Source organism: Kutzneria sp. NPDC052558, assembly GCF_044547355.1.
GTDB lineage: Bacteria > Actinomycetota > Actinomycetes > Mycobacteriales > Pseudonocardiaceae > Kutzneria.
Genome location: NZ_JBIUAG010000001.1, coordinates 664,785 through 676,707, shown reverse-complemented (window position 1 = coordinate 676,707; position 11,923 = coordinate 664,785). Strand labels below are relative to the sequence as shown.

Here is an 11,923-nt window from a genome sequence, read left to right as displayed (position 1 = left end):
GCCCACCACAGGACAGGTGATCGTGGATATTCCTGCCGATGCGCTGGCCCGACTCGAGGAGATCGGGGCCAGCCTGCCGTTGTCGCTCCGGTTCGAGTTCGAGCGCGAGCGCGACATTGTGTTGGCGGAGACCGGGAAGGCGTCGAGCTACGTGAGCCTGTCCGTGCTCCTGGTCAAGTGGCGGGCAGTCGCCGAAGCTGAGGCCCGCGAACCTGGCATCTCCCACCGCGTGCTCGCGGAGGTCGCCGAATACGTGACCACGTACGGCAACCAGGTCGAAGGTGGTTCCACACCGACGGATGCCACCCGCGAGCAGCCTACGCAGCACACGTGAGAGCACCGTAGGCGACGTCGGGCGGCCCTCGCGCTAGACGCTCGCCGGTGATCGGGACAGCAGCATGCTGCGCCGGCACAGCTCCACCAGCTGACGATTGGCCCGCCCGCCGGGTTCACGGCCGCAGCGGTCGCACCTGATGGTGATCTCGGAGGTCAACTCGTCCACGGCGGTCAGCGCGATCTGCCCGCATCGCCGGCACCAGCGGTGCCCGGTCGCGGCATTGGCATGTGAGGCGGAGCCCACGCAGGTGTGCAGCCACCGGCCGTGCAGTCGGCAGGTGACCCGGTCCATCGGGTCCAGCGAACCGCTCTCCTCGGCGAAGTCCTCGCGCAGGAGCATTGTGGCCAGACGTTCGTCGTTCATGCCGCGCCGGCCAGTGCCTCGGTGCCGGTGGCGGTCAGGCTGGCCGGCACCCAGGTGTCGACCAGGACCACTGTCGGGGCCGTGATCAGCCCGGCCAGCACGAGGTCGTGCACGGTCATCTGGTCGCAGCACGGCAGGCCGTCCACCCGCAGGTCGGGCATTGCGCTGCAGGACACCTCGGCCCGTCCGGCCCGCACGGCGCGCAGGACGGCCCGCGCTCTATGGCTGAGTTCGACGCCGGCCATGATGATCACCATCCCTTGCTGTTCGTGACGATGGCCGAACTATGCGCCTGCGCCATGTGCCGGTATAGCGGACGTTCCGATACGCGGAATTCTCGACGACTCGTGTTGATCGGTCGATACGTGTGGCCGCCATCCGCGCTGGTGCGAGCCTGTTTGTTCCGCGCTGTGGCACGCGAACTGTGTCCATTGAAGTCATCCAGGGCAGGCTGGTCGCAGTCGCTACCACAGGGCAGTCGGAACTCGGCTCACCGAGGACTTCACTCGGGCCGGGCAGTCCACAGGAGAATGCTCAACGAGTGCGGGGTCACCCGAGGAGGCGTCAGATGGTGGGGAATAGCGACGCGAAGAAAGTGATCGTCGTCGGCTCCGGCATTGCGGGCACAGCTGCCGCATTCCGCCTGCGGCAGGCGGGTTTCGATGTGACGATGCTGGAACGGTCGAATTACGTCGGCGGCCGTATGTCATCGTTGACGGAGACCAGCGAGGACGGACGCAGCACGTACCGTGTCGACCGTGGCGCGGTGTGGCTGTCGCACAACTACAAGCCCATGATCAAACTGCTGAAGGACGCGGGACTGGCGGCGGGGATGCTGCCGTGCTCGAATGAGCTGGGCATTCTCCGTGACGGCAAGATTCACCGTCTTTCGCTCGTGAAGCCCCTGGACCTGCTCCGCACGGGCCTTTTCGGTTGGCGGTCCAAGCTGAAGGCGCTGCGTCTCATGCTTGATCTCGGGGCGGCGCGCCGCAGGCTGCACTGGGAGGACATGTCCGCCGCCGCCGCGATCGATGTGGAGAGCGCCCACGACTATTCCCTGCGCCGGCTCGACCAGACCCTGCTCGACTACCTGATCGACCCGCTGTGCAACACCCAGTTCCTCAACAAGGCCGCCGACGTGTCGGCCGTATCGATCCTCATCCTGCTCTGGGGCACGTTCGGCGCGCCGAGCCTCACGCTGGACGGCGGTGTCGGCACGCTTCCGGCCACCATCCTCGGCCTGCCCCTCATGCGTTCGGAACGCATGAACGTCGAGCTGAACGCACAGGTGACCGACGTCAGGCCGGACGGCGACGGCGTCCAGGTCACCTGGGAGCGCGACGGCGTCCGCCATGTCGAACGCGGCGACTCGTGTGTCGTGGCCGTTCCCGGACCGGCCGCCGCGGGGATCGTCACGTCGCTCACCGACGACCAGCGTGAATACCTCGCCGGCGTGCAGTACGCCACCGACGTGCACGTCACCTTCGGACTCAGCGCGCCGCCGCCCGGCGAGACGTCCTTCGGCATCGCCGTGCCGGAGCACGAGCATCCCGAACTGTGCATGGTGCTGTTCGAGCACAACCTTCGCTCGGGCCGGGAAAACGCGGGCACGGGCATGACTTCTCTCATCTTCCGCCACCCGTGGAGCACCGAGCGGATCGGCCTGGACGACGACAAGGTCATCGATGACGCCCTCATCGCTTTCCGCGAGGCCCTCCCGGAGCTTGCCGCTCACGTGGACAAGTACCGCGAGGTGGCGGCCGTCAAGCGGTTGGAGAAGGCCATCGTCGTCCGCCCTTCCGGCGGATACCAGGATCTCGCTCGGTTCACCGAAAGCCTCGACCCGAATTCACCGATCCAGCTCGCCGGCGACTACTTCTCCTACAGCACCACGAATGCGTCCTTGGCGACCGGTGAGCGAGCCGCTCATCGCATCATCAACCGGACCGGCGTCGAGCAGGGGAGGCGCCGGCATGAGCACAGCGTCCTCGGTTAGCGTCGAACGCCCGGACTACGGCGACGAGGTCTTCGCCTTCGAGCATCCCGCGCAGCAGGATCGGCTGGCCGCGCTGGCCGCTGACTGTGATCCGGCGACGATGGCCGCTCTCTCGAGCTGGCCGCTGCGGCCAGGGGCGCGGTGCCTGGAAGTCGGGGCCGGCGGCGGGACGGTGGCGCGGTGGCTCGCCGAGCGGTGCGAGGGCGGCGAGGTCACGGCGACCGACACCGACATCCGGTTCATGGCGGGTCTGCGGCACCCTCGACTGCGCGTTGTTCGACACGACGTCCGGACCGAGGACTTTCCGACCGGGACGTTCGACCTCATCGTCGCCCGGAGCGTGCTGTGTCACCTGCGAGAGCGGGAGACGGTGCTGGCCAAGATGATGACGTGGCTGGCGCCGGGCGGACGGATCTACATCGAGGACCCGTCCTTCTTCCTGGCCGCGTCCTCCGTCGATCCGGCCGTGCGACGCATCGGCGGCGCGGTCATCACGACGCTGGCCAAGACACTCGGCAGCGATGTCGAGACATGGGCCCGCTCGTTTCCGGCCCCGCTGCTCAGGCACGGCGCCGTCGAGGTCGGACTCCGCGTGCACTGCTCCACGCTGACCTCGAACAATGCCGCGGGAGCGGCGTGGCAGCTTTCCGTGGCCGAGTTGATGCCGGTGATGCACCGGCTCGGCGTCCTGCAGGAAACTGATACGACCGCAATTCTTGCCCATATGACGCGCCCCGAGTTCGTCGACGTGGCTCACGCGATGATCGGCATGTGGGGCGTCATGCCATCCGGTGGACGGAACGAAAGGCGAGTCGGTGATCAGAATCGTTGAAGGATCAGCGATCTGGGGCATTCCCGCCCGACGTAGTCCGCACGCGGCGGCGGCTGATATCGCGACCTACGCCTGGGTGGACTCACACGAGCTCTGCGAGGACTCGGCGGAGCGACGAAATCTGACTCGCATCCGACCGGGCCTGTTGGCCGCCTACTGCCACCCCGACGCCACGGAAGCCGACGTCACGCTGATCGCGCAGTGGATGGCCTGGCTCTTCCTGCTCGACGACCGGATCGACGAGAGCGACCTGGGCCGCGCGGCCGACCCGCTGGAGGAGCAGCTGCACAATCTCCAAGGCGTGACCATGGGGACTCACGCTGCCACATGGCCGTTGAGCCTCGCGTTGGAGGCGATCATCGCGCGGGCGTCGGTCGGCATGACCGACGCCTGGCAGCTGCGGTTCCGCCGGCACGTGAGCGAATACCTGTCCGGCTGTGTCTGGCAGGCCGCCCATCGGCAGTCCGGCCAGGTCCCCAAGCCCGACGCGTTCGCGCACTGGCGCCGGGCGTTCGGGGCGATCATGCCGTCATTCGATCTGATCGAGAAGACCGACGGCGGCGCGCTGTCCTCGTCCGTCTACTACTCACGCCCCTATCAGGACCTCCTGATCGCCGCGGCCGACATCGTCTGCTGGACCAACGACCTGCTGACTGTGGACAAGGAAGCCGAGCAAGGCGACCTGCACAACCTCGTGCTGGTCACCGCCCACCACCACGGTGAGGACCGGCAGGCGGCGACGGCGACGGTGTCGACCGCGTGCGAACAGCGAATCCACACCTACCTGGCCGGATGCCAGGAACTCACCGGACTCACCGCGACGCTGGGCCTGCCGGATGCCGACCGCAGCCATGTCGACCACTGCAGCGCGGCCCTCGGAGTCTGGATCCGCGGCCACCTGGAGTGGGGATACCAGACACCGCGATACCAGTCGGCGCTCGTCGGAGAGGGAAGGTAGAGCCGACATGACGGCGCTCATCGACCACGGAACACAGCGGATACCCCGCATGCCCAACGGCCTCCCCCTGGTGGGGCATGCGCTGAGCCTGGTAGGGGATCCGTTGGCGTTCCTGGACAAGCAACGCCAACACGGCGACATCGTCGAATTCCGCATCGGACGGCAAGCCGCCTACATCCTCAACCACCCGGACCTGGTTCAGGCCATGCTGACCGGATCAACGCAACGCTTCGACCGTGGTGAGATCTTTGCCAAGGCGCGCCCGCTGTTCGGCGACGGCGTGGCAGTGGCCGACGGCAGGCATCACCGCGACCGCAGGCGCGCCGTCCAACCACTGCTGAACGCGGCCCGGCTGACGACCTATCTGGACACCATGGCCGACCTGGCCGCGGCCAAGGCCGCTTCCTGGCGTGACGGCCAGGACATCGACCTGAGTGCCGAGATGGCCGACCTCACCATGAACGTCGTCGCCGCGACCATCTTCGAACAGCAACTGCCGGCCGGGTTCGGCGCGGTCGTGCACCGCGCCCTGCCGGTCGTCGTCGCCGGCCTCGCTCGTCGAACCTATGGGCCGGTGGCCGCGTTTCTCGACTGGCTGCCGAGTTCCGAACGACGGAACTACCACAACGCCCTGGGCAGCATCCACGAGGCGGTGGGCTCGCTCATCTCGGCCAATCGACACAGCCCGGCGATCACCCGCTTGGCCGACGGCGTCGATGAGCGGCAGCTGCACGATGACGTGGTGTCCATGATGATCGGCGGATCGCACACCAGCACCGCGGCGGCGGCCTGGCAGTTCATTCTCCTCGGTCAGCATCCAGAGATCCGCGAACGCCTTCAGCAGGAAGTCGACCGTGTTCTCGGCGGCCGTCCCGCCAGTCCCGCGGACCTCCCCGAACTGGTCTACACCCGCCAGATCGTCCAGGAGACCCTACGGCTCTATCCGCCCATCTGGCTGTTTCCGCGACGGGCCGTCGCCGATCTCCAACTCAGGCAGTACTCCATCAGGAAAGGCGCCCAGGTCTTCTACAGCCCCTATTCCATGCATCGCGACTCCCGCTGGTATCACCAGCCCGAGTCGTTCGATCCCGACCGATGGAATCCCGGCTGCCACAACCACCTGCCTCGAGGGGCCTACATCCCCTTCGCCGCGGGTGTGCATGGATGCCCCGGCGGAGATTTCGCTTTCGCGGAGCTCACCCTGCTCACCGCCAGCATAGCCGCGCGCTGGCACTTGGATCTACCTTCGGGCAGCGCCCCGAAACCCATTGCCGCCGCCACCCTCGGACCGCAGTCGGTCACCGTGACCGTGCGTGCCCGGACGAGTGTGTCAAGGGTGCTGACCGGGGACGCCTGAGATGAGAATCGCCATCGTTGGAGCCGGAATTACCGGCCTCGCCACGGCGTGGATGCTGGACGGCACCGGCCACGAAGTCGTCCTCTTCGAGGAGAACGCCATTGCCGGTGGTCACGCCCATACCCTGACTGTCCGCCGCGGCGGGGTGGATGTGCAGGTGGATACCGCGTTCTCGAACCTCACGAGCGCGACCCACCCGGTCTTCAAGGGGCTCCTCGCACGTTTGAAGATCGGCTGCGAACGGTCGCTGGCCACGTTCGCACTCTGCTCGCGGGTCGATCGACGGAATCTCATGGTGGTGCCGTCGACCCGGCCCGCGCATCTCGCATCCGCCTTACGTCCGTCGATCCTGCAGCGTCTTGTGGCGTTCGGTCGGGCGATCGACATCGCTGTCCCCCTCGAAGTGAACGGCGATTGGACCATGCCGGTGCGGGACTATCTCGCCCAGCTCCCGACCGCCTTCGCGTCGAGGGTCATGCATCCGTTACTCGCCGCCATACTGGGAACGTCCCGTGAGGAGGCGATGAACTTCTCGGCACGGGCAGCCATGAAGTTCCTCGTCTGTCCCCGAATCGAAGGGACGCACCTGTCGCTGGAGGCGCTGCGGGTCGATGGTGGCGCGAGCGCCTACGTCAACACCCTGCTCGAATCGCTGCGGACCGTGACGGTCAGGCTGGGCTCGGAGATCAAAGCGATTCGGAAGGATGCGGGGCGCTTCCTCTTGCTGGGGCGAGAGGGCGAGCAGCACGCCTTTGACCAGGTCGTCATCGCCGCGCCCGCCTACAAAGCCCAGAAGCTTCTCTCGTCCCTGCCTGACACCGAATCGTTGTGCCGCCTGCTCCGGCGGATCGAATACTACGAGACGGCCATCGCGGTCCACGCCGACCATGCCTATATGCCCGAGCCGCGGGGGGCTTGGTCCTACGTCAACATGTCCGTCGACGACCGCGGCGAATGTGAGAAGACGTTTTGGTGCGGCATGCGGGAGGGGGTGGGCGTCTTCCGGAGCTGGGTGACGCTCGGTTCGAGCGTCCCTCAGGACCTGTACGCGATGTATCGCTATTTCCATCCCAGGATGACGCCGGAGTACTACCGCGTCCAGGCGCGGCTCGCGGCACTCGACTCCGGCTCGGGCGGGCTGTGGTTAGCCGGCAGCTACCTGGAGGACGTGGACACCCACGAGAGCGGCCTCCGGTCGGCGATGAAGGTCGTCAGCCGGCTTCATCCGGAGTCGTCGAATCTACGTGCGCTCCAGCGCTTCGCATGAAGGAGGGTCGCCCTGATGATCGCCCGACCGTCGGCGCCGAGCACTTTTCTGCCCCACGACTATGAGTCCCGTGAGGCTGCGGAGAAGCTCGCGATTCTCTGGCAGAAGGTCGCCTCGACACGCTACTCCGCGCTACCCGACCTACGCCGCTCCGCCGGCCTTCTCCCGGCGCTGAAGCTCGTGGGCGGCCTCCTCCGGCGCGGGCGACGGACGTTCTCCGCACGCGCCGATGTCCTCGAGCCGCGCACCAAGCTCTCGCACCCGTTCGGGGTGGTCGCGGCCGCGGAGTTCCGTGCCGATCCCGGCGCCCGGGCCGGCGGGGTCCTCGACGGCGCTCCGATCCTGCTCCGGCTCTCCATCAGTGGCCATCCAGAGGAGGGCGGGTTCTCGCCATCTGCTGCCGTCAAGTTCCTGATCAGCGGGTTTCCCTCGGTGAATCTGCACCTCACCACCTCGATCGACGGCCAGCAGCGTTACCATGACTTCTTTCGGGACCCGTTGACGAACATTCTTCCCCCGCCTTCCTCTCCCGCGGGTAAGCTTTCTCGCCCTGTGCTGGCTTGGATTATCCGCCAAGAGGACCCTTTTCGGATGGACGTCGACCACCTTGCATTCAGGGATCGGTCGGGTGCGATCTGCTACGACGGAAAGCCGCACCACCAGGTCATCTTTCGGCCGAGGCTCGCGGGCCGGCCCCGGATGGAAGGCGACTTTCGTCGAGCGTTGGCGACGATTCCGGCTTCGAGTGAGATCTACGAGGTCTGGGTGCGGTACGCGGCGGACGGCGAATTGGTTCGTGCCGGCTCCGTTGTCACCTCAACCGAGTTTGTCGCGTCGGTGTTTGGCGATAGGGCTCTCCATTTCCATCATCGGAGGCGCGGAGTAGGCTGATCGTCACCGCAGAATGCGGACACGGTCTGTTCGTCAATCGGGAAGGCGGCGAGCTGCTCGCGCAAGCGGGGCATACGCTACGAGGGCAGGTTGGAGTGCTGGCAGTCAATCCTGCCGGAGAAGTATCCGTAATTTTCCAATGCCTCTGAGACAAATGTAGTCGATGTTCCGCTACCTTTTGCCCCGCTGAGGCCGCCTGACCGCCGGCCGGGGCAACATCGATCCGACTGTGATCGACTACGGCGCGGCGAAAGCGGCGCTGGTCAACCTCACCAACGCGTTGTCCAAGGAGTTCGGCCCGCACGGCATCCGGGTCAACGCGATCAGTCCGGGCCCGGTCGCGACCGACCTCTGGCTCGGTGCCGGCGGGGTGGCCGAGACCCTGGCTGCCACCGCAGACGCGACCGCGGACTCCGTCGCCGCCACCGCAGCGGCCCAGGCCGTCACCGGCCGGTTCACCACGCCGACCGAGGTCGCTGACCTCGCGCTGTTCCTGGCGAGCGACCGCGTCGCCGGCAACGTCACCGGCGCCAACATGACCATCGACGGCGGCTTCACCACCGAAACCCACTGATCTTCCACCAGAACACGGTGATGCTGGTCGAGAGGCGCGGCGCCGTCTCCACGACCTGCTGCTGTTCCTGAGCCCCAGCACCGTCGAGCACCATGTGCACAAGGTGTTCCGAATGCTCCAGGTGTCGGCTCGCCGCCGGCTGTGCGATGCCCTGCGAAGGCTGCTGGACCGACCGGACCTGGAGTTGACCGGTGCAAACCTCAGGCGGTCGCTTGGATGTTCTCCGAGCGGCCTTCGCCGGCCCGAGGCTACGGTTCGACGCCGACGATCTGGTGGACGTCTGGCTGCTCGGAGAGCTGCGGATCCGAGATGCGGATGAGCAGCTACCGACGTCACTCAGGGGTCTTGCAACCCGGCGAGGCCGGCGGTGGCGAGTTGCTCCCACCATCGGTCGCCGATCTGCTGCGACAGGGCGACGGCCTGGCGGTAGAGGTTGATCGCCTCGGCGACGTTGTCGGTGCCGGCGAGGATCGCGCCGAGCCCGGTCAGGGCCATGCTTTCGCCCCAGCGGTCGCCGGTGGCCCGGGTGAGTTCGAGGGCGAGTTCCAGGTGGGCGCGGGCCTGCGGGGGAGGACTGGTGAAGCCGAGGCCGATCCGGGCGAGGCTCTCGCTCCAGCGGTCACCGACTTCTTGGGCCAGAGCGAGGGCCTTGCGGAACCAGGCGGCGCTCTCGTCGATCCGGCCGGCGTGGTAGTGCAGGTCGCCGAGGCCGACGTACGCCCGCGCAGCGCCGCAGTGGTCGCCGGTCTGGTGGTAGAGCTCGGCCGAACGGTGGTGATGCACGAGGGCCCGGGCTGGGTCGCCGTCACGAGCGTGGATGAAGCCGAGGTGGTTGTGGGTCTTGGCCTCGTCCCAGGGGTCCCGGTTGGCACGGTCGAGGGCCAGTGCGAGGTCATGCTGCTCGATTGCTTCGGCCGGCCGGCCCATCCGCCAGTAGCCGAGGCCGAGGCTCTTGCGGATTTCCGCCTCGGCGGCGGTGTCGCCCAGCCGCTGCGTGCAGGCGAGGGCGGTGCGGTGGGTCTCGATGAGGTCGTGGAGGTGGCCACGGATGAAGAAGTACCGCCACAGGGTCTGGACCAGCCGCCAGCAGCGCTCGTGCTGACCGTGCGTGGCGGCGCCGGCAGCGAGCGAGACGAGGTTGACGCGTTCGGCCTCGAACCAGGACAGCGCGTGCTCGGTGGTGGCCAGCCCACGCAGGTGCGCCGGCGGCGGGCTCGAGGCGGGGAATCGTTTCCTGGTCGGTTCGAGCACGTCGGCCGCCTGCCCGGCCATGTGGATGTAGTGGTCGAGAACCCGCCCGGCGATCGCGGGATCGGCGTCGCCGATCGTGCGGGCGTGATCGCGCACCAGGTCGTGCATGCGGTACCGGTCGAGCGTGGACTGGTGCAGTAGGTGGACGTCGAGCAGACCTTCCAGCAGCGAAGCGGTCTCGGCCGGGCCGTGGCCGGTGATCGCCGTCGCCGCGTCGGCGGTGATGTCCACGCCGAGGAAGTCGCCGAGCCCCTGGAACAGCCGCCGCTGCCGGTCGGTCAGGTGCCGGCAGGACAGCGCCAGCGCCGCGTCGACGCTGCGGTCGCCGGCGCTGAGCGCGGGGAGTCTTCGATGCTCGTCCCGCAGTGACGTCAACAGGTGTTCCATCGTCCACAACGGGCGATCACGGAGGCGGCCGGCGGCGATCCGGATCGCCAGGGGCAGCAGGCCGCACAACCGGACCAGCTCCTGGACGCCTTCGTGGCAGTCCGCGACCCGCCGCTCGCCGACGATCCGGGTGAACAGCTCGACCGCCTCGTGTTCGCCGAGCACATCCAACGCCATCATCCGCACTGCTTCCAGGCTCGTCAGCCGGGCCCGGCTGGTGATGACGACCCCGCATTCCGTGCCGCCGCCGGGCAGTAGCGGACGAACCTGGGCGGCATCGGCGACGTCGTCGAGCACGACCAGCAGGCGGCGGCCGACCAGCAGTGACCGCCATAACGCGGCGCTGTGGTCGACCTGCTCAGGGATGCGATGCCCGTCCACGCCGAGTTGCCGGAGCAGGGCGTCCAACGCGCCCTGGGCGGTCAGCGGCCCCCGTTCCGCGCTGTGCGTCCGTAGATCGACATAGAGCTGCCCGTCCGGGAATCGATCGGCCAGCCGGTGTCCGATGTGGACAGCCAGCGTCGTCTTGCCGACGCCGGCCATGCCGTTGAGGGCGCACACCACGGTGCTTCGGGCCGCCAGCGCCTCGATCTCGGCCGCACGGCCGACGAAGTCGTCCACCGTGCGCGGCAGGAAGTTGTCGCTGGCCCGTGGGATCGGCTCGTCCCGCAGCACCTGCAACTGCGCGGCCTGGAGCTCCGGGCCCGGCTCGATGCCGAGCTCGGTGCGCAACCTGGCCGCCAGGTCGTCGAACAGGTCGATGGCGGCCGGCCGCTGTCCGGCTCCTGCCAGCGCGACCATGAGTCGGGCGTGCAGTCCCTCGTGCAGTGGCTCATCCGCGCGTACCGGTTCCAGCTGAGTGACGATCTGCTCGTGCCGGCCGAGCCGGCAGCTGACGTCGGCGTGCGCTAGGGCGGCCGACAGGCGCTGCTGCGACAGGGCCACCGCCGCCGGATGCCACGCCAGCTGTTCCTTGCCGGCGAGAACCGGCCCACGCCAACAAGCGAGCGCCTGCGCGTAGGTCTCGCAAGCGGCGTCCGGAGTCTGCTCGGATCGAGCCCGCGCTGCCAGCGCGCCGAACTCCAGCATGTCCAGTTGGGACGGTTCGGCGTCCAGCTGGTAGCCGCCATGGCCGATCCGGACCAGGCACAGCCGTGGGCCGAGCAATCGTCGCAGTTGGCGGACGTATCGGTTGACCAGACCGGCACACGACGCGGGCGGCCGACCGGACCACAGCGTCTCGGCCACGTCGTCCAAGGGCAGGGGCCGGTTCGGGTTCAACGCCAGCAACCCGAGCAGGCAGGCCGGCCGCGTCTCGCCGAGTTCGATCGTCCGACCGTCGCGGACGATCATCAGGGGGCCGAGCACGCCGATCCACAAGTCCGCGGTCGGCGCCGCCGACTGCCCGTCGGATGCCAGCACGGCGAGCAACTGGCGGACGGACGCGGTGCGGGGCCGTCGGATCTGGCCCTGCTCCAGATAGCGCACGGTGCGGATGCCGAGGCCGGCTCGGCGAGCCAGCTCGGCCTGAGTTATGCCCAGCTCCACGCGCCGTTGCCGCAGCAGCGCCGACAGTGCCGACGGAGTCAACTCCATCTCCGTGCCCCCCAGTGAGCCCGTTTCTGGGAATTGTCGCATTGCCGGTCACACGGGTGACAAGTCCCGAACGGCAATATTGCCGGTAACCACGGCCCTGAGCTGCGATTTTCC

11 protein-coding genes are annotated in these 11,923 nt (G+C 67.9%); 8 read left to right on the top strand and 3 right to left on the bottom strand.

All coding sequences use genetic code 11. The features are described from left to right. Positions 1–16: 16 nt before the first annotated feature. A complete protein-coding gene (locus ACIG5F_RS02845; protein ID WP_396515653.1) occupies positions 17–334 on the top strand; it encodes a DUF6247 family protein in 318 nt (105 codons plus the stop codon). A gap of 33 nt (positions 335–367) precedes the next feature. On the opposite strand, the gene ACIG5F_RS02840 is transcribed toward ACIG5F_RS02845, so the two are convergent. After that, on the bottom strand, positions 368–700 hold the full coding sequence (locus ACIG5F_RS02840; RefSeq protein WP_396515652.1) for a hypothetical protein: 333 nt from the start codon (positions 698–700) through the stop codon (positions 368–370). Further along, positions 697–945, bottom strand: coding sequence for a hypothetical protein (locus tag ACIG5F_RS02835; protein ID WP_396515651.1), 249 nt, complete (start codon positions 943–945; stop codon positions 697–699). The genes ACIG5F_RS02840 and ACIG5F_RS02835 overlap by 4 nt, the downstream gene beginning before the upstream one ends. Before the next feature lie 323 nt (positions 946–1,268). Here ACIG5F_RS02835 and ACIG5F_RS02830 point away from each other — a divergent pair, with 323 nt between their 5' ends. The 7 genes from ACIG5F_RS02830 (at position 1,269) to ACIG5F_RS02800 (ending at position 8,575) form a co-directional block, all read left to right on the top strand. Beyond that, positions 1,269–2,696 (top strand): protoporphyrinogen/coproporphyrinogen oxidase, encoded by a 1,428-nt coding sequence (locus tag ACIG5F_RS02830; RefSeq protein WP_396515650.1) that lies wholly within the window; start codon positions 1,269–1,271, stop codon positions 2,694–2,696. Beyond that, positions 2,674–3,528 (top strand): class I SAM-dependent methyltransferase, encoded by an 855-nt coding sequence (locus ACIG5F_RS02825; protein ID WP_396515649.1) that lies wholly within the window; start codon positions 2,674–2,676, stop codon positions 3,526–3,528. The genes ACIG5F_RS02830 and ACIG5F_RS02825 overlap by 23 nt, the downstream gene beginning before the upstream one ends. Next, positions 3,512–4,486, top strand: coding sequence for a terpene synthase (locus ACIG5F_RS02820; RefSeq protein WP_396515648.1), 975 nt, complete (start codon positions 3,512–3,514; stop codon positions 4,484–4,486). The genes ACIG5F_RS02825 and ACIG5F_RS02820 overlap by 17 nt, the downstream gene beginning before the upstream one ends. 7 nt (positions 4,487–4,493) lie before the next feature. Then, a complete protein-coding gene (locus ACIG5F_RS02815) occupies positions 4,494–5,843 on the top strand; it encodes a cytochrome P450 (protein ID WP_396515647.1) in 1,350 nt (449 codons plus the stop codon). A 1-nt stretch (position 5,844) separates the two neighbouring features. Then, positions 5,845–7,110: an FAD-dependent oxidoreductase gene (locus tag ACIG5F_RS02810; protein WP_396515646.1), complete on the top strand. Its 1,266-nt coding sequence runs from the start codon at positions 5,845–5,847 to the stop codon at positions 7,108–7,110. A gap of 15 nt (positions 7,111–7,125) precedes the next feature. After that, positions 7,126–8,001 (top strand): hypothetical protein, encoded by an 876-nt coding sequence (locus ACIG5F_RS02805; protein WP_396515645.1) that lies wholly within the window; start codon positions 7,126–7,128, stop codon positions 7,999–8,001. Positions 8,002–8,230: 229 nt separating this feature from the next. Beyond that, positions 8,231–8,575 carry an SDR family oxidoreductase gene (locus ACIG5F_RS02800; RefSeq protein ID WP_396515644.1) on the top strand — a complete coding sequence of 115 codons (345 nt, stop codon included), beginning with the start codon at positions 8,231–8,233 and terminating at the stop codon, positions 8,573–8,575. A gap of 336 nt (positions 8,576–8,911) precedes the next feature. On the opposite strand, the gene ACIG5F_RS02795 is transcribed toward ACIG5F_RS02800, so the two are convergent. Next, complete coding sequence (locus ACIG5F_RS02795; protein WP_396515643.1) at positions 8,912–11,809, bottom strand: BTAD domain-containing putative transcriptional regulator; 2,898 nt, start codon at positions 11,807–11,809, stop codon at positions 8,912–8,914. Positions 11,810–11,923: the final 114 nt, after the last annotated feature.